The sequence below is a fragment of the Hoyosella sp. YIM 151337 genome (genome assembly GCF_026041215.1).
Taxonomy (GTDB): Bacteria; Actinomycetota; Actinomycetes; order Mycobacteriales; family Mycobacteriaceae; genus Hoyosella.
The window spans coordinates 86008-110808 of the sequence record NZ_JAPEIQ010000028.1; the positions used below are offsets into that span (position 1 = coordinate 86008).

Genomic DNA, 24801 nt, shown 5'->3' on the forward strand with positions numbered 1-24801 from the left:
GCGTTACCGCTCCTCGAAACCGGTCAAGTCACCGCGCGCTTCGTCCCAGCTCTCGACTACCAGCGTCACTTTCCCCGGCGTATCACCGGAGTTCAGCATTGCCAGAAGCTTCTCGCATTGCGCGCGGGGGCCTTCGGCGGTGACGAGGACGCGACCGTCGCGCTGGTTAGCCGCGTGCCCGGAGAGCCCCAGTTCAAGCGCGCGCGCCCGGGTCCACCAACGAAAACCGACGCCCTGCACCCTGCCGTGCACCCATGCTGTCAGTCGAACCACGTCTTCAGTATCACGCTCCGTGCCGCTGATTTCAGCGTGATATCCGCGCGTGTTGCCCAGGTCCGTGCTCGCGATCCGCGCCACGCTGCGTTTTGGCCGGCCCGGCGGTCGGCATCCAGAACGCAAGGACCAGAACTACCGCGGCAAGCGTCACGGGGAGAAGCATGGCGCTCTGGATGCCTGCGGCACTGATCAGCGAACCGATTATCGCGGGGCCAATGAGGAACGCGGTGTATCCGAAACCGACCACTACCGCAAGCGTGCGCCCCCCGCCGAGGTGCCCAGCGACGGCATAAATCTGTGGATTGATGATGCCGACACCGAGCCCGACGACAACCCACGCCGCGAGCACCACCGGCAGGTCGTCACTCATCACCGTGACGACAAACCCACTGCCGGCAACGAGCGCGCCCGCGTGCACGATCGTCTGGCGCCCGAAGCGCGCGCATAACGGGTCACCGAGGAGACGGATCACGATCATCGCGGCGGACACACACACCACGCCGAGGGCCCCGACACCGGGTGACACTCCCGTCACATCGGTCACGTGAATCGAAGACCAGTCCATCGCGGTGCCCTCAGTCATCCCGAAACACAAGGCGATGATTCCGAGCAGCCATGCCGCGGCGGGGATACGCCCGCCCGTCCCCTCGCCGCCGGTCGCTGGACGGGTCTGAGGGAGCCGGGACGACACGGCGACTGTCGCTGAAACCCCAAGCAGGACGCCCACCAGGCAGGCTCCTGTGATCACCGCCCCGAGGCTCTCAGTCAACAGGGCGACCAATAGGACCACACCTGCCCCGAGGAGCGCGCCGATCGAGAAGAACGCGTGGAAGAGGCTCATGGTCGGCTTTTGCCGGTGCGCCTCAACATGAACCCCTACCGCGTTCATCGCGACGTCCATCATCCCGTTGCCCACACCGAACACGGCAGCCGCTGCGATGACCGCTGGGAACGACGGGGCAAACGCGACCACCCCGAGACCGACCGCCATGACGGGGACCGCCGCGAGCGTGATGCGTTTCGCGCCGCGCCGATCGGCCCAGCGTCCCGCCACCTGCATCGCGACGACCGCACAGATGCCCGCCACCATCAACAGGATGGCGATGCCGCGCGCATCCGTACCGAACGCATCGCGGATAGACGGCAGCAATCCCGCCCACACCCCGATGAAGAGCCCGTTCACAGCGAAAATCGTGCATACGGGCAGCCTCGCCAGTACGGACGGGTGAATCGCGCTAGCCATCTTTATCGAAGCGGATTCGGGGCAAGCGCAGCGGCGATACTCCGCCCGCACGGATGGTCACCCCAGGCAGGCGCAGCTTCCCCGGCAGGGTAATCGGCGGAATGTGAACCTCATCAAAACGTACCGTCCCCAGCCGGATCGGACCAATGCCGATCGCGGGGCCCACACGGACACCCGAAACGCGGAAGCCGGACGCGTCCGATGCCGAACGCTCAGCATCGTCCTCGGGCGGCTCGTGCGCGCTGAGCACGGGGGCCGCTGCTGGGACGGGCGCGTCCTGCCGGGGCAGCAGACGGCGGAACGGCTCCGCGAGCCGCGGTGGCGGCACAGCGGCCGGGCGGGGCACGCGCCGCACCCGGAATAGGCTGCCCCGATTACCGAGGTCACCTATTGGAGGGCGCAGTGATTGCGGCCGGAACGCATCGGCACGGCGCGAACGCGGTTTCCGGGTGCGCCCAACTGGTGCGTGCCAACGTTCCGGTTTCCCCGGACCTCTCACGATTCCCCCTCAATAACAAGTCTTACTTTGGTTCCCGCTTTGAGCGTACGGCCGACGGTGCACGTGCGGTCAATGGCGCGTTCAACGACCGCGAGAAGGCGCTGCTGAGCATCGCCATCGAGCTCACTCAAGTCCAGTTCGAGTACCTCATCGAGAAGTGGATACACTTCGTTCTCCCGATCCGGCGCGCCGGTGACGCGGATCGTTGCATCGTAATTCTCGCCGAGCCGCCGCGATAACGGGAAATCCGAAGCAAGGCCGCTGCATGCCGCGAGCGCGATCTTCAGCAGCTCCCCCGGGGTGAAAGCACCATCATCCGTGACCGAGCCGATCAGCACCTCGGCACCGCGTGAACTCCGCCCCGTGTACCGGCGCACACCCGTACGTTCAACCCACAGCCTCGTGTCGGCAGGGTTGGGGTTGGTCAGTTCAGTCTCGTGGCGGGTGTCATCTGTCTGCTCGAACGTCATAGCGGTAATAATCGCACCGGGGACGTGAACTATTCCGCTGCGGGTGCACCCAGCCGCTCACTGCTTGCGGGCGTGCTGAAGCTCGGGTGCGGTCGGATCCCAGCACTCCACGCCCTTCAAATCGGGCATGTCGTCACGAGTGAAGACCGGGTTGAAGCCTTCGCGCCGCTGGGCGAGGTAGTGCTTCAGCAAGCGCATCGCGATCGCAGAGAGCGGGATGACCGCGGCGAGGTTCAACAGCGCCATGACTCCCATCGTCATGTCGGCCAAGTCCCAGACCAGGCTGAGCGAGCCGATGGATCCCAGGAAGACGCACAGCACCACTGCAAGCCGGAAGCTCTGCAGCACCGTTTTCGACTGGGTGAGGAACTCGACGTTAGCTTCGCCGTAATAGTAGTTACCCAGCACGGAACTGAACGCGAGGATGAAGATCACCACCGCCAGGTACTGCACCGCCCACTCGCCGAACTGAAGCGAGAGAGCGTTTTGCGTGAGAGCGGCTCCTTCCCGCTCCCCGAACGCAGGATCGGCAAGCAGGATGATGAATGCGGTCATGCTGCAGATGATTAGCGTGTCGAAGTAGACGCCGAGCGCCTGGACAAGCCCCTGCTTGACCGGGTGCGATACGGCAGCTGTCGACGCCGCGTTCGGGACCGAACCCATGCCCGCTTCGTTGGAGAACAGGCCGCGGCGAATACCCCACATGATGGCGGCGCCGACCGTCCCGCCTGCGGCTTCACGAAGGCCGAACGCGCTTTCGAACACCAGCCGGAACATGGCCGGCACCTCAGAAATGTTCATCACGACCACGAGCAAGCCGAGCCCGATGTACGACAATGCCATGGCTGGCACAAGCACCTGGGTCACCGCGCCGATCCGGCGGATACCGCCGAAAATGACCAGTGCCGTCAGCACGGCTACGACGACCCCCACCGTGATAAAGACGGTGTCGGAGTCATTGTCGAGCGCCGTCGACACCGAATCGGCGATCGAGTTCGCTTGCACCGAGTTGAAAACCAGGCCGTAGGTCACCGTAATGATTACCGCAAAAAGGACACCCATCCATTTGGCGTTAAGTCCCTGGGTCATGTAGTAAGCGGGACCGCCGCGGTAACTGTCCTTGTCTTGCACTTTGTAGAGCTGCCCAAGGGTTGATTCCACGAAAGCCGTCGCGGAGCCCACAATCGCCATCAGCCACATCCAGAAAATGGCGCCCGGCCCGCCAAGCGTGATCGCGATAGCGACACCCGCGATATTTCCGGTTCCGACTCGCGAGGCCGCCGAGATCGTGAACGCCTTGAAGGACGAAATGCCCTTTTTGCCGTTCTCCATGATGAGCGGCTTTTCCGTGATCACCCGGAACATCTCGCCGATAAGCCGGAGCTGGACGAATTTGGACCAGCCCGTCAGCAGCAGACCGGCAAAAACGAGAACCCCGATTACGAGGTACCACAAATACTCGTTGATGAAATCGACGATCTCGTGCACCGCATCCATCGGGACCTCCGCGGTTCGATTGTCAGGCCACTCCCGTCGGCGCGGCGTATGAAAACGTATCGTAGTTCTCGATATCGAATTCGCTCAGCGCTTTCCGCATCAGAATCGGCGGGGCCCTCGTTATCTCATTTGATTCGCGGGGTGACAGGTGCAAGAACGCCGCGCCTGCCCGTAAACCGTGGGCGCGGTTGGCAGCGGGGACACGAATAGGACGACCGGTTCATGAATGCTTCGCGCTGGATCGGCGCCCCGCAGCGATGACACGGCTGGTTTTCGCGGCCGTACACGGCTAAGGAACGACTGAAGTACCCAGACTGACCATTCACGTTGACGTAGAGCGAATCGAATGACGTTCCGCCCTGCGCGAGCGCCGCTGTCATCACGTCGTGCGCGGCAGCAATAATCGACGCCAGCTTGGGCCGCGACAGCGCGCTCGCGAGCCGATTGCCATGCACCTGGGCGCGCCAGAGCGCCTCGTCGGCATAGATGTTTCCCACGCCCGAGATCACAGACTGATCGAGCAGGACCCGCTTGATTTCACTCGGCTTGCGTTTCATCTTTTCGACCACAGCGCGCGAATCGAAACGTGGATCGAGCGGATCCCGGGCAATGTGTACCACGGGATCCGGCAGGTACTCGCCTGCGGAGACCGCGCTCACAGGAGCGACCAGCCAGCCGCCGAAGGTGCGCTGGTCAACGAAGCGCAACTGCTCCCCACTCGACAGTGACACCACGATGCGGGCGTGAACTTCACGTGGGGCGCTTGCGGGCTGCACGAGCATCTGACCACTCATCCCGAGATGCACGAGCAACGATTCCGAAGCCTCGCAAGCGAGCGGGGTTGCCTGCCCGTCGTTAAGCAACAGCCAGAGATACTTGCCCCGGCGGAACGCGCCGCTGAACGTTTGCCCGTGCAGCCGCGCGGCAAGGTCGGCGGGGCCTGCGGCATGCCGGCGCACCGCACGGGGATGCAGCACTTCCACCGATTCGATAGCCCTGCCGACCACATGCGATTCCAGACCGCGGCGAACGACTTCGACCTCAGGAAGCTCAGGCATCTCGACCGGCCGTCAGGAAGGGCTACGCATCAGCGGACAGAAAACGCCACGCTGCACCGGCAGCTTTCTGCTCCGCTTCCTTCTTCGTTCGCCCGGTACCGGTGCCGAGTTGATCACCGGCGACAATAACCGTCGCGGTGAACTCTTTGTCATGGTCCGGCCCTTTCGCAGCAACCTCGTAGGCGGGTACGCCGAGACCGCGTTCCGCGGTGAGTTCCTGCAGACTCGTCTTCCAGTCGAGACCTGCACCCAGCCGTGGGCCCCGCTCGAGGAGGTCCTTGAACAGCGTCAGCACGACCGTGCGCGCGACATCGAGTCCATGCTCGAGGTACACAGCCCCGAGCAGCGACTCCATGCCGTCGGCCAGGATGCTCGCTTTATCACGCCCGCCGGTCATTTCCTCGCCCTTGCCGAGCAGGAAATGCACACCGAGTCCGCCTTCTCCGAGGCTGCGCGCCACCTCAGCAAGCGCATGCATATTCACCACGCTTGAGCGGATCTTCGCGAGTTCACCCTCAGGCTTGTCCGGGTGGGTGCGATACAAATGCTCAGTGATCGTCAGACCGAGAACCGAGTCACCGAGGAACTCGAGACGCTCGTTTGTCGGGAGCCCGCCGTTCTCGTAGGCATAGGAGCGGTGCGTTAACGCGAGAGTCAAAACGTCATCGCTGAGCTCCACACCGAGCGCGGCTAGCAGCGACTCGCGGCGCTCGCCCGCCAAAGCTGCGCCATCAGCCACGGTCAGACCGTTGCAGCCGTAACCTGACGTCCCCGGTACGTGCCACATGAAGGGCATGCGGTGTGCGGCAGGGTCTTCTGCCCGCAAGCGCGGTTAGGGCAGGTGATGAGTGCGGGCGCAGTGGTCTTCCACTGGCTGCGGCGCGACCTCGTGTTGGCACGCGACATCCGGCGCTTGGGAACGGCCACGACTTACTCTCCTTGGCAATCGATTGGTAGCTGCTTAGGCGCTGGCAGAAACAGGCAATCCCGCGTGGAACTATGCTTCCGGGCGCTCATTGGACGGTAACTTATCCGCGAGCGCAGCCCAGCGAGGATCCAGTATCTCATGACTGTGGCCAGATTCCGCAATCGCCAGGCGAACGCCGCATTCTGAGCACAAGCCTGGGCAATCGTCAGCACACATCGGCTGCAACGGGAGTGCGAGCCCAAAGGCGTCAGTGATGACCGGCTCCAGGTCGATCAGTTCATCCTCGATTCGGTGAACTTCATCCTCGTCGGTTGTCTCGGACGTCGCGCTGCCCGGATAAGCGAACAGTTCCGTCACAGAAATTTCCACCTCATCACGGAAATCTTCGAGACAGCGCACACATTCGCCCGTCGCTTCACTGTGCACGGACCCGGTGACTAAGACACCTTCGGACACGGCTTCCAGGCGCAAATCCATGTCGAGGACTTCGCCAGCGGGGATTCCGATCATGTCCAGTCCGATCCGGGCGGGAAGCGCGACGCTGCGGCGCTCCTCGCGCATCGTGCCAGGACTCCGGCCGAGCGACCGAACGTCCAGCACAAACGGCGAGTCCCGCAGCGGGCGCGCCGAACCATGCCGGGAAGTCTTCACGAGATCACACTCCGATTGAGGCGGTTAAGTCACCCCTGACGGGGCCAGTTCAACCTACTAGTGTACCGCCCGTGTGGCGTGCATCAGCGCCTGCGCGCAGCCCGCTCCTCCGCGGCAAATTGGGGCGCCGGCCCCGCGTCCCGGAGCCGCTGGCGGCCCCGGTGCACCGAACGCAGCGTACCGTTCAGGAATTCCTCGAACTCCGCGAGCTTCGCGTCAACGTATTGATCGCACTCGTTTCGCAGCCGCTCCGACTCGGCATGCGCACCATCAATGACGCGGTTTGCCTCCGCCTGCGCAGCATGCACAACTTCGGATTGCGAGACGAGCCGCTGCTGTTCCTCTACACCCTCGCTGACGGCGCGCTCGTATGCTGCGTTGCCCGACTCGATAAGCCGGTTCGCTTCGGTCCGCGCCCGCGCCGTCATGGCCTCGAACTCACGCTGGCCGTTTTGGACCGTGCGATCCGCTTCGGCTTGCGCATCACCGACAAGTTGTTCCGCGTGCGCCTTCGCCTCCGCGACCATTCGGTCAGCTTGGGCCTTAGCGTCGCGCAGCATGCGGTCAGCATCCTCGCGCGCGTTTGTGATGGTTGACTCTGCTTCAGCTGACGCAGCGCTCACCGTTTGTTCCGCGCTGTCACGCGCGTCATTCACTAGCTTGTCGCGATGGTCGAGCACGTCCTGCGCGTCATCAAGTTCGCTCGGGATTGCTTCCCGAACATCGTCGAGCAGATCCAGCACGTCGCCGCGCGGCACGATGCAACCCGCCGTCATCGGCACACCGCGCGCCTCTTCGACGATCGCTACTAGCTCATCAAGAGCGCCGAATACCCGGTACACCGCTAACCCCACATCCTCAAAGACTGTCTCGGAGCCAGTCTGCCTGGCTTCTCACCCATGACGTATCAACCCGCACGGTGTGTCGCCGCGCCACCCACGCGCGCGGGGTCAGGAAGCGTCCTTCTCACGTTTGCGTTCCGCGATGCGCTCAGTCAGCCTGCTGTAGACGACTGGCGGCAGCAGATGCGAGACGTCACCCCCGTACGTCGCTACTTCTTTTGCGAGCGAACTCGACAGGAAGCTGTAGAGCGGATTCGTCGCGGTGAAGAAAGTGTCGACGCCAGATAATTCCTTGTTCATCTGCGCCATCTGCAACTCGTACTCGAAGTCACTGACGGCACGCAACCCCTTGACGATCGCGGTCAGACCATTCTGCAGCGCATAGTCGACGAGCAGGCCCTGCCACGAATCGACCGTGACGTTGGGGAGGTGTGATGTGACTTCGCTAAGCATGTCGAGGCGTTCGCTGACGTCAAACATGCCCTTTTTGTTGGGGTTCACGAGTACCGCGACGACGACACGATCGAACTGTGCCGAAGCCCGCTCGATAACGTCGAGATGACCGTTGGTGACCGGGTCGAAGGAACCCGGGCAGATCGCTCCGCTCATGGTCTCAGACGTTAACAGGCCGCCCGCGCTCGTGCGCGGGCGGAACACCTCCGGGCTAATCGCCATCCCTGCTGGGTACGCGCGGCAGGTACTCAGCGATATCGATGCGAGTTTCGCCGTAGCGCCGCGAATCCACACCCGAGAAGGATGTCGGCCAGGTTGTCTCGGGTGAGCGCGCCGACCGTTCAACGACTACGAGAGCGTGGTCGGCGAGCCACCCATGCTGCACGAGGCGTTCCAGGACGGTGCGCACCGCGGGCTCTCCGACGGTGTAGGGCGGGTCTGCAAGCACAAGCGTGTACGTCTGACGCGCCGGCTTGCCCACGAAAGCGGCAACATCACTGCGAACGACATCCGCGCCATGCAAGCGTGCGGTGCGAACGTTGTCCTTCACAACAGCGAGTGCCCGGGCATCCGATTCCACGAATACCGCGGTGTCCGCTCCGCGTGACAGTGCCTCGAGGCCGAGCGCACCCGATCCCGCGTAGAGATCGAGTACGCGTTCGCCATCGAAGTCCAGCCGGGACGCGAGAAGACTGAACAGCGCTTCCCGCACCCGGTCTGTGGTTGGTCGCGTCCCTTTCGGGGGTACGCGTAACCGGATGCCTCCGGCCTTTCCAGCGATTATCCGTGTCACTCGGATTCGGTGGATTCGATAACAGCGATGAGGTCGCCGCCTTCGACTTGCTGCACTGGGCTGATCGCGATGCGTGCGATCGTGCCGGTCTTGTGGGCGGTGATCGCGGCCTCCATCTTCATTGCTTCGATCGTGGCGATGGTGTCTCCGGCCTTAATGCTGTCACCCGCGCTGGCCTGGATGGTGACCACGCCAGCGAATGGTGCTGGCAGGTGTGCGGGGTTGTTCTTATCGGCCTTCTCCGACGAGGGGACCTCGCTTGCGACGGAGCGGTCGCGCACCCGCACAGGCCGTAACTGGCCGTTGATGGTGCACATGACGTTGCGCAGGCCGCGCTCATCGGGTTCGGAGATCGCTTCCAGACCGAACAGCAAGGTCACCCCCGGTTCGAGGTTGACTTGGTGTTCCTCGCCGTGGCGCAGCCCATAGAAGAACTGCCCGCTGGATAGCAGCGACGTGTCACCATACTGATCGCGATGGTCGCGGAATTCGCGCGCGGGGCCGGGGAACAGGAGCCGGTTGAGCGTGTCCTGACGTTTCTTCGGGTCATCACCATCGAGAATTGCCTGATCTTCGATGCTCAGATCCGGCGCGGGCTTTGCTGGAGCTCGCCCCTCGAGCGCTTTGGTGCGGAACGGTTCTGGCCAGCCGCCCGCCGGGTCGCCCAGCTCGCCACGCAAGAATCCGATCACCGAATCCGGCACGTCGAACGAGCCGGGGTCATCTTTGAATTGCTCCACCGACACCCCCGCACCGACAAGGTGCAGCGCGAGATCGCCGACGACCTTGGACGACGGCGTGACCTTCACGAGCCGGCCAAGCAACCTGTCCGCCGCAGCGTAGGCCTCTTCGATTTCCTCGAATCGCTCACCAAGCCCGAGCGCGATGGCCTGCTGGCGCAGGTTCGACAGCTGCCCGCCCGGAATCTCGTGCTTATACACACGCCCGGTCGGCGAGGGCAGTCCCGATTCGAACGGCTTGTAAATCTTGCGGACGCCCTCCCAGTACGGTTCGAGGTCACATACCGCATCGAGGTCAAGCCCGGTATCACGGTCGGTGTTGCGCGCCGCCGCCACGATCGCGGAGAGCGCGGGCTGACTCGTCGTTCCCGCCAGCGACGCGGCAGCACCATCAACCGCATCGGCGCCAGCTTCCCACGCGGCGAGGTACGTCGCGAGCTGACCCCCGGGGGTGTCGTGGGTGTGCACATGCACCGGCAAGTCGAAGTTGCTGCGCAGCGCGGAAACCAGCCGCACCGCAGATGGGGCGCGAAGCAGCCCCGCCATGTCTTTGATCGCGAGGATATGCGCACCCGCCTCGACCGCCTGCTCAGCGAGACGCAGATAGTAGTCCAGCGTGTATAGCCGCTCATTCGGGTCGGCGAGGTCACCGGTATAGCTCAGCGCGACTTCGGCAACCGAAGTGCCGGTCTCACGGACCGCGTCGATCGCGGGACGCATCTGGTCGACGTTGTTCAGTGCATCGAAGATCCGGAAAATGTCGATACCTGAACGGGTTGCTTCTTCCACGAACGCGCGGGTCACCGTCTCCGGGTACGGCGTGTATCCAACGGTGTTCCGGCCGCGCAGCAGCATCTGCAAACAGATGTTCGGGATCGCTTCACGCAGCTTTTCCAGCCGCTCCCACGGGTCTTCATGCAAGAAACGCAGCGCCACATCGTATGTCGCCCCGCCCCACGCCTCGATGCTGAACAGCTGCGGCGTCAGCCGTGCTACATGTTCGGCGATTCCCAGCAGGTCCCGGGTGCGGAGCCGCGTCGCCAGCAGCGATTGATGCGCGTCGCGGAACGTCGTCTCTGTGACCGCGAGCGCTTTTTGCTCCCGCAGCGCGGCGGCGAATCCCTCTGGACCGAGTTGCAGCAGCTTCTGCCGGGTGCCATCCGGGATCGGTGCGTCACCATCAATCGCCGGCAGCTTCGTGCGCGGATCCAGGCGCACCGGCCGCTCGCCATGCGGCTTGTTCACCGTCACGTCAGCGAGATACCGCAACATGCGGGTACCACGGTCGGCGGAGGTGTGCAGCGTCAGCAGGTGCGGGCGCTCATCAATAAACGACGTCGTGACCCGGCCTTCCCGGAAGTCCGGGTCGTCGAGCAGCCCTTGGAGGAAGGGAATATTGGTCGCGACACCGCGGATCCGGAACTCCGCTAGGGCTCGGCGTGCGCGGCGTACCGCGGTACCGAAGTCGCGGCCCCGGCACGTCAGCTTCACCAGCATCGAGTCGAAGTACGCGCCCAGTTCCGCACCCAGCATGGTGCCGCCATCGAGACGCACCCCTGCACCACCCGGAGTGCGATAGGCAGTGATGCGGCCTGTGTCCGGGCGGAACCCGTTCGCCGGGTCTTCCGTGGTGATTCGGCACTGCATGGCCGCACCGCGCAGCGTTATCGACTCCTGCGCCAGCCCCAGGTCTGAGAGCGTCTCCCCGCTTGCGATCCGCAGCTGCGACTGGACGAGGTCGACATCGGTCACTTCCTCTGTGACTGTGTGTTCCACCTGAATACGCGGATTCATTTCGATGAACACATGCTGGCCCCGCTCATCAAGCAGGAATTCGACCGTCCCGGCGCACGAGTATCCAATTTCGCGCGCGAACGCCACCGCATCCGAACAAATACGGTCCCGCAACTCGGGGTCGAGGTTCGGCGCCGGGGCAAGCTCCACCACTTTTTGGTGACGGCGCTGCACCGAACAATCTCGCTCGAACAAATGAATCACATTGCCTTGCTGATCGGCGAGGATCTGCACCTCAATATGCCGTGGATTCACCACCGCCTGCTCAAGGAACACGGTCGCGTCTCCGAATGCAGATTCAGCCTCACGCTGCGCGGCCTCGATCGCGTCACGCAACGACTCACGTGAATCAACGCGCCGCATACCGCGACCGCCACCACCAGCTACGGCCTTCACGAACACCGGGAACTGCATGTCGTCTGCCGCGCTGAGCAGCGCGTTAACGTCCGTGCTCGGCTCCGAGGACGCGAGTACCGGCAGGCCAGCCGCCCGCGCAGCCGCAATCGCGCGGGCCTTATTACCGGCGAGCTCGAGCACCTCGACTGATGGGCCCACAAACGTAATACCAGCCTCCGCGCACGCCGAGGCGAGATCCGGGTTCTCCGACAGGAACCCATAACCGGGATACACAGCGTCAGCGCCGGCCTTTTTCGCCGCACTGATGATCTCGTCGACCGAGAGATACGCGCGCACCGGATGCCCGCGCTCACCAATCTCGTAACTCTCGTCCGCCTTCAGTCGATGCGTCGAATTACGATCCTCGAACGGAAAGACAGCAACCGTGCCCGCGCCCAGCTCGTAAGCAGCCCGGAAAGCCCGGATCGCGATTTCGCCGCGATTCGCGACCAGCACCTTCGAAAACATTATTTGCCTCTCTCCGTAACGGGGCCGCAGGGCTTGTGGCCCAGGCGGGCGTGATTGCCTATCGGCGCACCCACTGCACTATTTACGATTGTGGACCTTCCCGCACGATACTAAGGCGTTCGCGTCACACCGCGGGAGGCCACTCACGTCATATCTAGATAATCGATTCCGCTGCCCGCACCGAGACTGCCCACAAGCGCGGCAAGTTCGGGCGCATCGGAAAGATCCGGGTCCTCAGCGACCATTTTTTCCGCGACATTGCGAGCTTGCTCGATCACATCTCCGTGGTCGAGCAGGGAAAGCAGCTTGAGGCTGCTCCGTGCCCCAGACTGGGCGGCCCCGAGCACGTCGCCTTCACGGCGCTGTTGGAGATCAAGTTCAGCGAGACGGAAGCCGTCAGTGGTTTCCGCGACCGCTGCAAGCCGGGCAAGCGCCGGCGATGCTTCAGCGGCCTCGCTAAGCAGGATGCACAGCCCCGCGTGCGCCCCACGACCGACCCGGCCGCGCAGCTGGTGGAGCTGGCTCACCCCGAAGCGGTCCGCGTCCACAATAACCATCACTGTGGCGTTCGGCACATCCACCCCTACCTCGATTACGGTGGTGCATACGAGCACGTCGGTTTGACCGTCGGAGAAGCCACGCATTACCCGATCCTTCTCGTCTGCGGGTAAGCGCCCGTGCAACAGCTCCACACGCAGCTGCGCCAGCGGTCCCGTGGTCAGATACTCGTACATGTCGACCACCGCCGTCGCGGGGCGCGGCTCTTCGGAACCCTGCTTCTTGGCGGCTTTCGATTTGTTTTTGGCAGCGGGTGAGTTCTTGGCCCCTGCACCGTCCGGCTCCTCGTCCCCAATGCGCGCACACACGACGTACGCTTGGCGGCCCTGCGCGACGTCCTCCACAATTCGTTCCCACACGCGCGGCAGCCACTTCCGCGACGCCGACAGCGCGAGGACCTTGCTCGCAATCGGGCTGCGGCCGCGCGGCAGTTCACGCAACGTGACCACCTCCAGCGCACCGAAGACCGTCATCGCAATGGTCCGGGGAATCGGAGTCGCAGTCATCACAAGCATGTGTGGTGTGATGCCCTCACGCGCCTTGCCGCGCAGGTGATCGCGCTGTTCCACCCCGAAACGGTGCTGTTCGTCCACCACCACCAGGCCGAGGTTGAAGAAATCAACACCGTCTTGAATAAGGGCGTGCGTTCCGATCACGATCCCAGCGTCACCGGTGACGATGCTGAGCAGCGCCCGTTTGCGCTGGGCTGCGGTCATCGAACCGGTCAGGAGCACGACACCCGTGGCATGATCATCCGCCCCCAGCTCGCCACCCTGGCCCAGGGGCCCAAGCATCGTCTGGAGCGAACGGTAATGTTGTGTCGCTAGTACCTCGGTTGGAGCGAGCAGCGCGCACTGGAATCCGGCGTCGATCGCTTGCAGCATCGCCCGCAGGGCCACGATGGTTTTGCCGGACCCGACCTCGCCTTGCAGCAGGACGTTCATCGGGGCGGGCGCGCTGAGCCGATCCGCGATCGTCTCGCCCGCGGCACGCTGACCGTCGGTCAGCGTGAACGGCAGCCGCTCTTCGAATCGCGCGGCAATCCCGTCACGGGCGGGCGCCATCTTCGGTGCTGACCGCCGTGCCTCAGTAGCCCGCTGTTGAGCAAGGAACAGCTGCATCAGCAGCGCCTCGTCGAAACGCAGCCGATCTTGAGCATTTCGATAGTCCGCTTCGGTCTCGGGGAGATGAATCCCGCGAATCGCCTGATCATAGGAGCACAGCGCATTGCGTTCGATAACCTCCGCGGGGAGATTTTCGGCGAGGGCGGGGAGCTGATCGAGAACAATGCGGATGCAGCTCCAGATCTCCCAGCTCTGAATGTTCTTCGTCGACGGATAGATTGGAATCAACTCGCGTGAGAGGTCCGCTTCGAGCGCCGCGTCGGACTGCTGCGCGGCTCGTGCCAGCTCGGCGAGCTGGCCGCTGCCACGTACCGACCCGTCCTCTCCAGGCCCGCGCAACTCCAGGTAACTGGGGTGCGTGAGCTGCATAGTGCCACGGAAATAAGAGACCGTGCCCGAAAACATCATGCGCTTGCCGGTCTTCATGACGTGCCGCAGCCGCTTCGGGTTGAAGAACGTTGCTTCGAGGGGCTGCGTACCGGCACGCAGACTGAGCTTGATGAAGGTGCCCTTCTTCGGCGCACGCATCGGGATCTCGTCTGCGCGCGCAATCGTCGCGACAACCGTGATGTGATCCCCCGGTTCGGCCTGCTCGTCACCGAGTGGCATGCCGCTGTGAGCGTAGCGGCGGGGGTAATGCTGAAGCAGGTGCGCCACCGTGCTGATACCGAACTCGTCGCGGAGCCGCGCCGAAACAGCAGCGCCGAGTACGCCGTCCAGTGCATCAGTAAGCGAAAGCGCGCTCCGCGCGGTCTTGTGCACGATTACTCACTCCACGCCGATCTGCAAGATGTCGTCGCCCTGCCCGCCTGGGTACACCATGATGTCAATGCCGGGATGCGCATGCTGAAGATGCTGCTCCAGCGATTCAGCCAGGTAACGCCCCGCACCGTCCTGACCGGCGAGCACCGTCACAAGTTCTCCGCCCGCGGCCAGCATGAGGTCTGCGAGCTTGGCAGCGGCGCCCGTGAGGTCTTCATCAATCACTAGCACTTCACGGCCCACAAGCCCGAGACAGTCACCTGGTTCGCAGACGCCAGCCATGGTCAGCGCCCGGCTGCGTGCACGCTGCACCGAACCCCACCGGGTAGCAGCCGCAGCCGCAGCCATCGCGTAGGAATCATCAGAACCAGCGCGCGACGGGTCGTGGACAGCGAGGGCAGCGAGCCCCTGGACCATGCTGGAGGTCGGCAGCAGCACCGCGGGGTGGCCCAGATGACGGGCCTGACGGCTGACTGCGACCAGTTCCTCCGGTTTGATAAGTCCATTCGGCAGTACGAACACTTCATCCGCGCGCAGGGAGAGAACCGCGTCGAGAAGCTCCTGCGGCGATGCCATGCAACCCGTCTTCAGCACCGTCGCGCCCTCACTCTCGAACAGTTCAGCCGCTGCCGTGCCACACACGAGCGCTAACACCCGGCGCACCAGCGGCCGCGCTGGGGTCGCCGCGAATGACACTTGCTGATCCGGCGCGAAGGCCGTGATGCGGATGCTCCGCGGCACTCCAGCAGCGATACCTGCCTCAACTGCACCGCCAGGGTCGGTGCTGTGCACGTGCACCGACCACACTCCCGATCCGTCGCTCACGACGACTACTGAATCACCGAGGTCTGACAATTTTTCTCGAAGCGTATCTGCAGCATCGTCCGAGCAGCGGTCAAGCAGATACATGATTTCGTACTCGGCGTCGCCCGTCTCGTACTCGTGAATGTGTTCAAGCCGCGAGGCGGGCGCCGCAGGCTGCTGCGCCGGTGCCGCCGCCGAATCACCCACAGTGGCACGGACTGTGAAACGAGGCCGCTCCGGAAGCGCCCCGGTCGCCACTTCAACGAGGGCATCGAGGATGACGACCAGGCCAAGCCCGCCCGCGTCGACGACCCCGGCCTGGCTGAGCACGGCGAGCTGTTCTGGCGTCTGTTCGAGCGCGGCGACCGCACCCTCCGCGGCCGCGCGCGACGTCCGGCAGCGAGCACGTTGGGGCACTCCGGGCCGCTTTCGCTGCGCCGCGCAGAACCGTCACCACGGTCCCCTCAACCACCGTTGAGAGGGATTTGCTCACCAGGTCGAGGGCGGTTTCCAGGGCGTTCTGCATCACTCCGCCATCGATCGGCCGATCCGCAGCGGCGTCCGCAACCCCACGCAGCACCTGAGACAGGATTACTCCCGAGTTGCCCCGCGCCCCGGCGACTGCGCCGCGCGCCAGTGCGACCGCGACCGTGCGCGCAGGCGGCTCGCTCCCGACTTCGCACGCTTCCGCGGCCTGTAATGCCGCCGCCATCGTGAAATGCAGGTTCGTGCCGGTGTCAGAATCAGCGATCGGGAAGACGTTGAGGACATTGATCTCGTCACGGTGGCGTTCGAGTCCGCGCACACAGGCCCTCGCCCAGCGCAGCAGTGCTTGCGCATCGAGAGTGGTGAGATCCCCTGTCACTGCGTCCGCCCTCCTTCACAGTGATCTTCGCCGATTCCGCCGATCGCGCCGCCCAACAGCAGCGGCCTCAGGCGGTCTGCTCAGAGAGTAGCGCGCACCGCGGCCCTCAGCAGATAATGAGAAGCCGTGCCGGTTTGGTCAATGCGCGAGAAACCCGGTACGCTTGCACGGTTGCCTGCGCACGGTGCGGATACTTCGTGCGCACGGTACTTCGAGTACAAGACATGTATCACCACTATCGAGGAGTTCGACGACAATGGCTGCCGTTTGCGATGTCTGTGGAAAGGGACCTGGCTTCGGTAAGTCGGTCTCGCACTCGCACGTGCGTACCAGCCGTCGCTGGGACCCGAACATCCAGACTGTTCGTGCCGAGGTTGCCCCTGGCACCCGGAAGCGCATCAACGCCTGCACGTCCTGCATCAAAGCAGGCAAGGTGGTTCGCGCCTGACGCTGACAACACAAATCCCCGGGGATCGGCACACAGCCGGTCTTCCGGGGATTTGTTGTTATGGGAGCCGCCAGTCGACCGGCTCCCCGCCCAAGTCCAGCAACTCCTCATTGGCCCGGCTAAACGGCTTCGACCCGAAGAACCCACGCGACGCGGACAGCGGCGACGGGTGCGCCGACTCAATCGTTGGCACGTCCTCGAGCATCGGCTTCAAACTCATCGCGTCGCGGCCCCACAAGATCGCCACCATCGGATCGTCGCGCTCTACCAGGGCGCGGATCGCCTGTTCAGTAACAGCCTCCCAGCCCTTCCCGCGATGTGACGCAGGTTCACCCGGGCGCACCGTCAGCACGCGGTTGAGCAGCAGCACCCCGTTCTTGGACCACGGCGTGAGATCGCCTGACGTTGGCGGCGGAAAGCCAAGATCAGCGCAGTACTCCTTATATATGTTGATGAGACTCTTCGGCAGCGGGCGCACGTCCGGCGCTACCGAGAAGCTCAGCCCGATCGGGTGCCCTGGCGTCGGGTAAGGATCCTGACCCACAATCAATACCCGCACCTCAGCGAACGGCTGCTGGAACGCGCGCAGCACATTCTGGCCGCTTGGCAGATACCCGCGTCCAGCAGTGTTTTCCGCCCGCAAGAACTCCCCCATGTCCGCGATGTTCTGCGCGACGGGGGCCAATGCGCCCGCCCAACCCTCTTCTACTACTTCGTTTAACGGTCGCGGCGCCATTGGGCTGTGAGACTCCTCGTTCCGGCTGATGAGTGCGTCCCGATATTACGCTGACCGACACCACGTGTCGCTCAGGCTGACCTGTCTATATCAAGCACAACTTTGCCGAACTTCCCTCGCTCGGCGAGCCGTTGATACGCATGCGCGTATTTGCTGAGCGCGAAGACGGAGTCTATGGGGACACCGATCTCTCCTGCGGCGAGTCTGGGGACGAGGTGCCTATCGACAGACCGCGCGACAAGGGTCTTTTCTGCTATGCTTCGCGCGCGGATCGTCGTGCCGAGTATCCGCGCCCGCCGGGTCATCATATCGATAAGCCGGATCGGTACCGGTTCCCAGTCGCTCAGACCGATGACGAGAATCCGCCCATACGGGTGCACCCAATGCACCTTTGCTCCGAGGCCGCTTCCCGCCGCGAGTTCCACGATCACGTCGTAGGGCCCGTGCGCTTCCTCTGACTCCGGTGTGACAACTGTGAGACCCGGGACCAGGGCCCGTACCTTATCGTGCAGCGATCGATCACGAACGCTTGCTACCACGCACGCACCTTGCCCAACCGCGACCTGTATAAGGGCGGTTCCGACGCCGCCTGCTGCCCCAGTGATCAGTACTCGCTCACCTGCGCCGATCCTCGCCTGGTTGACAAGGCCATCCCACGCAGTGGAGAAGGCTTCGACGAAGCCCGCGGCCGTAAGATCATCGACATTTTCAGGGATTGGGATCAAATGTGTTGCTGGCACGGCCACGTACTCGGCATGAGCGCCTCCCCCAACGAGAGCCATCACGCGTTCACCCACGGCGCCGCTAACGCCGCTGCCTGCGCGCACCACCCTGCCGGCACACTCGAGACCTGGGATGTCGGCCGGCACGCCAGGCGGTGCTGGGTACGCGCCCTGCGCTTGCGCTAAGTCAGCTGCGTTGAGCCCGGCAGCCGCGACTCGTACGAGCACGTCCTGCGGCCCCACCGTGGGCAGTGGGCGTTGCTCAAGTGTAAAAGTGCCGCCGTCGATGACGACGGCACTCATCGTTTCGGGTAACCTCAGCATGATCAGCTGAGAGCCTTTACCACGGCCTCGGCGACCGGTATCGAACTTGCCGGATTCTGCCCGGTGATCAAGGTTCCATCAGTTACTGTAAATGGCTCGAATGGCTGAGCTGCAATCTGGTAGTTCGCGCCGCGTTTCTTCAGTTCGGTTTCGAGGTTGAATGGCACGGCGTCTGCTCGCTGAGCGAGATCCTCTTCGGGCCAGGAGAATCCTGTAATCGTCTTCCCTTCGATGAGGTGCTTCCCATCGCTGAGAACCACGTTGAGCAGACCGGCGGCACCGTGGCAAACCGACGCGACAACCTTTCCGGACTCGTAGAACTCCGCAATAAGAGTGGCAAGCTCCCAGCTTTCCGGGAAGTCGTACATCACTCCGTGGCCCCCGGTCAGGTAGATCGCGTCAAAATTCCGCGCGCTGACCTCCGCAACAGACTTGGTACCGTGCAGCAAATTCATGAATTGCCGGTCCCGGTACCGCGCACCCGTGCCATGGTCAGCGAGGAAATCGTGGGCGAGACTCTCCGGATCAATCGGAACGGCTCCGCCTGCGATACTCGCAATCTCTAGGTCGATGCCAGCGGACTCGGCGATGTCCCAAAAATGGGTGAGCTCACCGAGCCATAATCCAGTCCGAAACCCGAATTTTTGGTACTCCCCGACACTGGTGACGATGACGAGGACTTTTCTCGTGCTCATGTCAATGCTCCCGCGATGATCGATCTTTGGGGCTTCAGCGCCCAAATATGAAGTTACGGAAGTGGAGTTCACCCACGCTCGTCGGCAAGCGCCAAAGTTGTTGTGACACAGTGACAAGTCTAAGTTGTGCTTCGGTCACGATGTCACCGTGGACCGGACACGATAATGCTAGGGACACTTGCCGAACAAGCAGGATGGATGAGAGATTTCGAGCTACCGTAGTTCGCAGAATCGATGCTGAGGATCCACACTGTGACGGATGACGTCTCCTCGAATCACAAACAGCGCCTGGCCGATCTGATCCAGGAATCAGTCCAAGAGATCGCCAATAAATCGGCGGATCGGGTAATCAAGGAAGTGGCGAGCTACCGTGATAACCCAGCTCCCTCACTCCGTGCGGAAGTCTCCGCGCATTGCCGAGCAGTTTTCGAGATCTTTATTGAGAATCTGCGGAGCAGCGTCACACCCGACACAGCTGACTATTCAGTCACCTCGATGTACGCGATGAACCGGGTTGCCCAGTCGATCCCGCTTGCAGATTTTCTCCGGGCTTTCCGCATCTCGCAAATCACGCTATGGGAGTCGGTGCAAGCTATCGCCGACACGGAACCCGCCCTCAAGGACGCGTCGGCGAAAGCAGTCGTCGGCATGCTGCAGGTCCTTGAGACGGGCGCAACAACCGCTGCTACTGCTTACGCCGAGGCCGAGCGGTACATAATCGCGGATGCTACCCGCGCAACCCGCGACGTGGTTGAGGCGCTGCTCGGCGGCAACCCGCCCACGCGGGGACCGCACCTAGCTGCCCTGCACACAGCCGGGCTGTCATCGGGTTCGCCCTTCGTTGTGATGTCGGGTCTCGCCCTTGCAACTCCCTCTGCACCACGCGACCTCACACAAGCACTCGGCCGATTATCTTCGGCAAATCGGGGCTTGCTGACGATGAGGCAAGACGAAATCATCGGAATTCTGCCTGTCTCAGGTCCCAACATCGACAGCATGGAGGGAACAATGCAGCGAATGGTCACCGTGCTTCGCGAGCGCGGTATCGCTCTAACGGCTGGGCTGAGTATGGTTAACAGCAAATTGGAGGCAGCGCCAGAGGCATACCGAGAAGCACAGGTCGCACGAGTAGCGCGGCGCGGCAAACCAGGCGTGCAGTACCTCGACCGGCTTTCCCCGTTTGACTATCTGCTCGCAGCGCCTGATCCCACTGCACAGCGGCTCGTTTCACCACGCGTCCGTCGCTTTGTCGAGGAAGATGCCGCCTCCGGAGGCGTCTACATCGAAACACTCCTCGCCTATATCGCGGCTAACCTCAATGCAAAGGCGGCGGCCGAAGTCCTCTACGTGCACAGCAATACGGTCTATTACCGTATTGAGCGAATTGCTGAGCGCACAGGCGAAGACATCCGGAACTTCCTGTCGGTGCTCGACCTCCTCGTCGCGGTCAAGTTGCTCACGCCAAAAATGCTCGCTCAAACTCCGCTATGTGGACCGGCGGTATCCAGTAGCGTGTCGCCCCAGGAGGTTCGTAGGGATGAGTAGTGGCGACGCACCTGGTGAATCATTCGATTTCATCATCGTAGGGTCCGGCGCCGGCGGAGGTCCGCTAGCCGCGAATCTCGCTCTAGCCGGTCATCACGTATTACTGCTGGAAGCGGGCGACGACCACCAGTGCGTCTACTACGACGCCCCGATCTTCCATTCCCAGGCCAGCGAAGACGCTGACATGCGCTGGGATTATTTTGTGCGTCACTACAGCGATAGAGAGCAGCAGGCGCGCGACCCAAAGTTCACGGCTGAGCGAGACGGTGTCCTCTACCCACGCGGCGGCACTCTCGGGGGCAGCACCGCAATTTCCGCGATGATCACGGTATATCCGCATAACAGTGATTGGGATGAAATTGCAGAACTCACCGGTGACGAGTCCTGGCGGGCCGCGCGGATGCGGCCTCTCTTTGAAAGGCTCGAGAGCTGGCGGGACCCTCAGCGCGGCTATGCCGAGACGCCACCGGAAGTGCCCGATCCCGCACGGCATGGATACCACGGCTGGCTCGGCGTAACGCGCGCGAACCCGGCAGTGGGTGGGCGTGAGCAGATGTTCCTGGACATCATCGACACTATGGAACAGTCCTCGCGGAAAGCCGTTGACCACAGCGGGAGGGGACTGGAGCCACCTTATGACCCGAATGACTGGCGCTTCGTTCAAGCGACTGGAGATGGCATGGTGTTCATCCCAGTGGCTGTTCGCGAAGGCACACGAAATGGGGCCCGCGAACGTGTGCTGAGCGCCGCCGCTCAGTCCTCAGGCCGGTTAGTGGTTCGTCTCAATTCGCTTGTCAGCAAGGTGCTGATCGAGGATGGACGTGCGACGGGTGTCGAATACTTGACCGGGACAAGCCTGTACCGGGCGGACCCCCGCGCGCTGCAGGGCGATCTCCCACCGCTAAAGATCGCTAGGGCGCGACATGAAGTTGTGCTCAGTGCCGGAGCATTCAATACCCCACAGCTGCTTATGCTTTCGGGGATCGGGCCACGTGAGGAACTGGAGCGCCACGGTCTCGAGGTCCTCATCGATTCGCCTGGCGTCGGTAAGAATCTGCAGGACAGGTACGAAGTGACCGTTGTCAACCGCCTGTACCGCGAGTATCCGATATTCGCTGGATCGCAGCTCGATGCACCTCAGCCGGGCGAAGAGCCAGATGCGCTTTTTACCGAGTGGCGAGATCAGCGCGATGGGCCTTTCACCACCAATGGAACGCTCGCCGCATACATTAAGCGGTCCTCAGTCGCACAGTCTGATCCTGACCTCTTTGTTTTCTCTCTTCCCGTTTTCTTTCGCGGCTACTACCCAAATTACTCCGAGGACTTCCGTAGGGATCACAATGTGGTTAGCTGGGTGATCCTGAAAGCTCACACAGCAAACACAGCCGGCGAGGTTCGCTTGCGGTCAACCGATCCACGCGACACTCCACTCATCGACTTTCATTATTTCGACGAGGGTAACGACCCCACTGGCGAGGATCTCGATGCTGTGGTCGAAGGAATCCAGTTCGCCCGTTCGCTAGCGGAGCGACTTGGCGCCACAGTTCAAACAGAGATTCTTCCGGGTGACGACGTCACGTTCGTCGACGACCTCCGCCGCTACGTTCGGGACCAAGCGTGGGGTCATCACGCGTCATGCACCGCACGAATTGGCCCGGACGACGACCCAATGGCGGTTCTGGATTCCCGATTCCGCGTCCGTGGCGTAGCAAATCTGAGAGTTGTCGATGCGTGTGCATTCCCGCGCATACCCGGATTTTTCATCGCAACGAGCGTCTACATGATCGCTGAAAAGGCTTCGGATCAGCTACTCAGCGAGTACCCGCCAACGAAGGCCGTGGGTGGTTCGGCTAACTAGTTGTGATCGTCGCACGCCCACAGGGTCGTGTTTATGATCGCGCAACAGAAGCCGCGCTAGACCTTGTGGACCACCACATACCCAAGGCGTGTGCATTCCATCACACTGGGCCGATGTAAGCGCGATTCCATCACTGCGAGTTCCCGGTAGCACCACGTTCTCCAAACGGCTGATCCGCGTCCTCGGAAGCCCCTGAACCCATGAGTGGGAAATTCAACTGCTCTCACCGGAAACAGTGCTTCGCGCTCGCGTTATTCGTCATGCCAAAAAATCGTCGAGAGGCCCTCTATGCGAACGTCTTACCTTCTCAAGCGGAAGGAAGGCCAGGAACAGCCCTACTGGAGTCTGGGGTACTTCAAAATCCGGCTTCCCCTTGTCCATTATCCTCTTGAACTTGCGGAAGCTATTCAAGCGCTGGTCATGTTTGTCGTTGGTCTAGCGATGATCCCCTTGTTGCAGCAGTACCTGGGTCTTTCATTTGAGGTTGCGCTGACCATATGCATTCTCTTTATGGGTACGTTTCTGTTGCCGACCCTGCTCGGAGTTCCGCTCGCTGCAGGGTGGATCACGCCCGCCATCCCGCTCGTTCTGATCTATTTGAGCGCTTACGAGCCAGGTCCTGAGGCGATCAAGGCACTCGTTGCCTTGCACATCGTGGTGACGGTCATCTTCCTGTTTCTCGGTATCTCCCGACTCGCAGGCAAACTTGTGCGATGTATCCCAGCCTCCGTGAAAGGCGGCATCCTTCTAGGCGCAGGTATTGCCGCCATCGCGGGCGAGATCGAAGAGGGTGGACGCTTTATGGCGACACCGCTTTCGATCGGCGTGGGGGCCCTCGTCGTCACGATTACGATGTTCTCTCTCTTCTTCAGGAGGCTGTGTGCTCACAGCAGATTCGCCATGCTCATTGCAACTTATGGACTCGTACCCGGACTGCTCGCTGCGATAGGTGTCGGCTGGGTGGTTGGCGAGTACCCGCTGCCTTCGATCGAGTGGGGCATCACTCAGCCTGCCTTCTCTGAGCTTTGGCAGATTCTGCCATTCACAATTGGGTGGCCAACACTCGACATGTTCATCGCTGCGATCCCCATCGCAGTAATTTCGTACATCATCGCCTACGGCGACCTCATTGTGGGTGCAGCAGTTCTCGAACGTGCTGACAAGGCGCGCCCTGACGAGCACATCGAGATCGACGCAGACCGTGTCCATGTTGTCACCGGCATTCGCAACCTTCTGCACGCTGCCTTCATTCCGTTGCCTGGCCAGGCTGGTCCGATCTTCACCGCACTTGCCGCAAGTGTCGCCACCCGCTATGAGTTCGGACGCAAAGCGATGGAGTCTGTGTACGGCGGCGTCGGCACGTTCTACATAGTTGGTTTCGCAGCGATGTTCACTCTTCCGCTCGTGACACTCTTCCAGCCGGTGCTTCCGATTGCACTGTCGCTGACCCTGCTGATCACAGGATACTTGTGCCTGGTCGTCGGCATGCAGCAGATCAGCAATGCTGAGCAGTACGCGGTGGCAGGAATTACCGGTGTTGTCCTCGCCGCGCAAGGAGCGGCCTGGGGAATCGCTATCGGCCTTCTTCTCCACGTCGTGCTCGAGCGGACGAGCCTCGTACGCCGAGAGCCGCCTTCAGCGCGGACGCCAGCCGAAGCGACCGAACAGCACAGCTAGGTATGACACCTTGAAGCCGTGGTCCGGAGTGAACCGGGATGATGCAGTGGCCACACGAAGCGTGCCAGCCCCAACGAAGGAATGAAGGCGCAGATGGTGGTAAATAGCACCAGTGCATCAAGCAAGAATCCAACTGCAGACCCGGCTGAGGAGAACGCCTTCTTCCCGTCGTCATGGTCGTTGGGCCAGTACACGTCCGCCAAGACGGACTTCGACGGCACCACAATTGATGCGCCAACGTACGACGGTAGTCGCTGGAAGGTGCCGGTAATCGCGACCGAAGAACGCTAAATGCTCATGAAGAACGGGAAGATGTTTTCCACCGGAAACCGCTTGGCGGCCTACAAGGTCCCCTGCGAAATCCAGTTCCGCGACGATCTTCCGAGGACGGAGAGGGGCAAGATCCGCAGAACCGCATTGAGGGATCGGCGCGCTCGTCAACTCGAGTGGGAGGCACTCCCCCGGGCATCGTCTTCCGGACGCGTCGACGGTGGCATCCCCCGGCCGTCACTTGACCTAGATGGTCCGCTTCCGGCCACCTGATGGGCACGTTTGTCCACGTTATTGGGCACAAA

22 protein-coding genes and 1 pseudogene are annotated in these 24801 nt (G+C 62.5%); 5 read left to right on the forward strand and 18 right to left on the reverse strand.

Annotation, left to right across the window (positions count from 1 at the left end; genetic code table 11):
* Positions 1 to 3: 3 nt before the first annotated feature.
* From ONR57_RS14445 to ONR57_RS14515, 15 genes and pseudogenes are all read right to left on the reverse strand, one after another.
* Positions 4 to 273 carry an acylphosphatase gene (locus tag ONR57_RS14445; protein WP_265124210.1) on the reverse strand — a complete coding sequence of 90 codons (270 nt, stop codon included), beginning with the start codon at positions 271 to 273 and terminating at the stop codon, positions 4 to 6.
* Between the two features lie 31 nt (positions 274 to 304).
* Complete coding sequence (locus ONR57_RS14450) at positions 305 to 1519, reverse strand: MFS transporter (RefSeq protein WP_279347820.1); 1215 nt, start codon at positions 1517 to 1519, stop codon at positions 305 to 307.
* A complete protein-coding gene (locus ONR57_RS14455; RefSeq protein WP_279347821.1) occupies positions 1512 to 1874 on the reverse strand; it encodes a hypothetical protein in 363 nt (120 codons plus the stop codon). The genes ONR57_RS14450 and ONR57_RS14455 overlap by 8 nt, the downstream gene beginning before the upstream one ends.
* A 140-nt stretch (positions 1875 to 2014) precedes the next feature.
* Complete coding sequence (locus ONR57_RS14460; RefSeq protein WP_265124213.1) at positions 2015 to 2488, reverse strand: OsmC family protein; 474 nt, start codon at positions 2486 to 2488, stop codon at positions 2015 to 2017.
* Between the two features lie 57 nt (positions 2489 to 2545).
* Complete coding sequence (locus tag ONR57_RS14465; protein WP_265124214.1) at positions 2546 to 3985, reverse strand: sodium:alanine symporter family protein; 1440 nt, start codon at positions 3983 to 3985, stop codon at positions 2546 to 2548.
* A gap of 125 nt (positions 3986 to 4110) precedes the next feature.
* Positions 4111 to 5043, reverse strand: a complete 933-nt coding sequence (gene mutM, locus ONR57_RS14470) for a bifunctional DNA-formamidopyrimidine glycosylase/DNA-(apurinic or apyrimidinic site) lyase (RefSeq protein ID WP_265124215.1) — start codon at positions 5041 to 5043, stop codon at positions 4111 to 4113.
* Positions 5044 to 5065: 22 nt separating this feature from the next.
* On the reverse strand, positions 5066 to 5782 hold the full coding sequence (gene rnc, locus ONR57_RS14475) for a ribonuclease III (protein ID WP_265124216.1): 717 nt from the start codon (positions 5780 to 5782) through the stop codon (positions 5066 to 5068).
* A 2-nt stretch (positions 5783 to 5784) separates the two neighbouring features.
* Complete coding sequence (gene rpmF / locus ONR57_RS14480) at positions 5785 to 5970, reverse strand: 50S ribosomal protein L32 (RefSeq protein ID WP_265124217.1); 186 nt, start codon at positions 5968 to 5970, stop codon at positions 5785 to 5787.
* Between the two features lie 70 nt (positions 5971 to 6040).
* Positions 6041 to 6622, reverse strand: coding sequence for a DUF177 domain-containing protein (locus tag ONR57_RS14485; protein WP_265124218.1), 582 nt, complete (start codon positions 6620 to 6622; stop codon positions 6041 to 6043).
* A gap of 83 nt (positions 6623 to 6705) precedes the next feature.
* Positions 6706 to 7464 (reverse strand): DivIVA domain-containing protein, encoded by a 759-nt coding sequence (locus tag ONR57_RS14490; RefSeq protein WP_265124324.1) that lies wholly within the window; start codon positions 7462 to 7464, stop codon positions 6706 to 6708.
* A 108-nt stretch (positions 7465 to 7572) separates the two neighbouring features.
* On the reverse strand, positions 7573 to 8073 hold the full coding sequence (coaD, locus tag ONR57_RS14495) for a pantetheine-phosphate adenylyltransferase (protein ID WP_265124219.1): 501 nt from the start codon (positions 8071 to 8073) through the stop codon (positions 7573 to 7575).
* Between the two features lie 55 nt (positions 8074 to 8128).
* Positions 8129 to 8710, reverse strand: a complete 582-nt coding sequence (rsmD, locus tag ONR57_RS14500) for a 16S rRNA (guanine(966)-N(2))-methyltransferase RsmD (RefSeq protein ID WP_265124220.1) — start codon at positions 8708 to 8710, stop codon at positions 8129 to 8131.
* Entirely contained in the window at positions 8707 to 12108 is a 3402-nt protein-coding gene (locus ONR57_RS14505; protein ID WP_265124221.1) for a pyruvate carboxylase, read from the reverse strand. Before ONR57_RS14505 ends, rsmD begins: the two co-directional genes overlap by 4 nt.
* Before the next feature lie 143 nt (positions 12109 to 12251).
* A complete protein-coding gene (recG, locus tag ONR57_RS14510) occupies positions 12252 to 14552 on the reverse strand; it encodes an ATP-dependent DNA helicase RecG (protein ID WP_265124222.1) in 2301 nt (766 codons plus the stop codon).
* A 6-nt stretch (positions 14553 to 14558) separates the two neighbouring features.
* Positions 14559 to 16221 (reverse strand): annotated as a pseudogene (locus tag ONR57_RS14515) (DAK2 domain-containing protein).
* 256 nt (positions 16222 to 16477) lie between these two features.
* On the opposite strand from ONR57_RS14515, the gene rpmB reads away from it, so the two are divergent.
* Positions 16478 to 16669, forward strand: coding sequence for a 50S ribosomal protein L28 (gene rpmB, locus ONR57_RS14520; RefSeq protein WP_265124223.1), 192 nt, complete (start codon positions 16478 to 16480; stop codon positions 16667 to 16669).
* Between the two features lie 58 nt (positions 16670 to 16727).
* On the opposite strand, the gene ONR57_RS14525 is transcribed toward rpmB, so the two are convergent.
* The 3 genes from ONR57_RS14525 to ONR57_RS14535 form a co-directional block, all read right to left on the reverse strand.
* Complete coding sequence (locus ONR57_RS14525; RefSeq protein WP_265124224.1) at positions 16728 to 17405, reverse strand: uracil-DNA glycosylase; 678 nt, start codon at positions 17403 to 17405, stop codon at positions 16728 to 16730.
* Positions 17406 to 17476: 71 nt separating this feature from the next.
* On the reverse strand, positions 17477 to 18430 hold the full coding sequence (locus ONR57_RS14530; protein WP_265124225.1) for an alcohol dehydrogenase catalytic domain-containing protein: 954 nt from the start codon (positions 18428 to 18430) through the stop codon (positions 17477 to 17479).
* A 23-nt stretch (positions 18431 to 18453) separates the two neighbouring features.
* Positions 18454 to 19146 carry a type 1 glutamine amidotransferase domain-containing protein gene (locus ONR57_RS14535; RefSeq protein ID WP_265124226.1) on the reverse strand — a complete coding sequence of 231 codons (693 nt, stop codon included), beginning with the start codon at positions 19144 to 19146 and terminating at the stop codon, positions 18454 to 18456.
* A 252-nt stretch (positions 19147 to 19398) separates the two neighbouring features.
* Between ONR57_RS14535 and ONR57_RS14540 the strand changes: the two genes are divergently transcribed.
* The 4 genes from ONR57_RS14540 (at position 19399) to ONR57_RS14555 (ending at position 24517) form a co-directional block, all read left to right on the forward strand.
* Entirely contained in the window at positions 19399 to 20691 is a 1293-nt protein-coding gene (locus ONR57_RS14540) for a CdaR family transcriptional regulator (RefSeq protein ID WP_265124227.1), read from the forward strand.
* A complete protein-coding gene (locus ONR57_RS14545; protein WP_265124228.1) occupies positions 20684 to 22549 on the forward strand; it encodes a GMC family oxidoreductase in 1866 nt (621 codons plus the stop codon). The genes ONR57_RS14540 and ONR57_RS14545 overlap by 8 nt, the downstream gene beginning before the upstream one ends.
* A 288-nt stretch (positions 22550 to 22837) precedes the next feature.
* A complete protein-coding gene (locus tag ONR57_RS14550; RefSeq protein ID WP_265124229.1) occupies positions 22838 to 24226 on the forward strand; it encodes a solute carrier family 23 protein in 1389 nt (462 codons plus the stop codon).
* A 93-nt stretch (positions 24227 to 24319) separates the two neighbouring features.
* Positions 24320 to 24517, forward strand: coding sequence for a hypothetical protein (locus ONR57_RS14555; RefSeq protein WP_265124230.1), 198 nt, complete (start codon positions 24320 to 24322; stop codon positions 24515 to 24517).
* Positions 24518 to 24801 lie beyond the last annotated feature (284 nt).

Coding starts and splice junctions, on each gene's coding strand:
- ONR57_RS14450 (WP_279347820.1), bottom strand. CDS start 1,519: ATGGCTAGCGCGATTCACCCGTCCGTACTGGCGAGGCTGCCCGTATGC.
- ONR57_RS14460 (WP_265124213.1), bottom strand. CDS start 2,488: ATGACGTTCGAGCAGACAGATGACACCCGCCACGAGACTGAACTGACC.
- ONR57_RS14465 (WP_265124214.1), bottom strand. CDS start 3,985: ATGGATGCGGTGCACGAGATCGTCGATTTCATCAACGAGTATTTGTGG.
- mutM (WP_265124215.1), bottom strand. CDS start 5,043: ATGCCTGAGCTTCCTGAGGTCGAAGTCGTTCGCCGCGGTCTGGAATCG.
- coaD (WP_265124219.1), bottom strand. CDS start 8,073: ATGAGCGGAGCGATCTGCCCGGGTTCCTTCGACCCGGTCACCAACGGT.
- ONR57_RS14505 (WP_265124221.1), bottom strand. CDS start 12,108: ATGTTTTCGAAGGTGCTGGTCGCGAATCGCGGCGAAATCGCGATCCGG.
- rpmB (WP_265124223.1), top strand. CDS start 16,478: ATGGCTGCCGTTTGCGATGTCTGTGGAAAGGGACCTGGCTTCGGTAAG.
- ONR57_RS14525 (WP_265124224.1), bottom strand. CDS start 17,405: ATGGCGCCGCGACCGTTAAACGAAGTAGTAGAAGAGGGTTGGGCGGGC.
- ONR57_RS14530 (WP_265124225.1), bottom strand. CDS start 18,430: ATGAGTGCCGTCGTCATCGACGGCGGCACTTTTACACTTGAGCAACGC.
- ONR57_RS14535 (WP_265124226.1), bottom strand. CDS start 19,146: ATGAGCACGAGAAAAGTCCTCGTCATCGTCACCAGTGTCGGGGAGTAC.
- ONR57_RS14545 (WP_265124228.1), top strand. CDS start 20,684: ATGAGTAGTGGCGACGCACCTGGTGAATCATTCGATTTCATCATCGTA.
- ONR57_RS14550 (WP_265124229.1), top strand. CDS start 22,838: ATGCGAACGTCTTACCTTCTCAAGCGGAAGGAAGGCCAGGAACAGCCC.
- ONR57_RS14555 (WP_265124230.1), top strand. CDS start 24,320: ATGGTGGTAAATAGCACCAGTGCATCAAGCAAGAATCCAACTGCAGAC.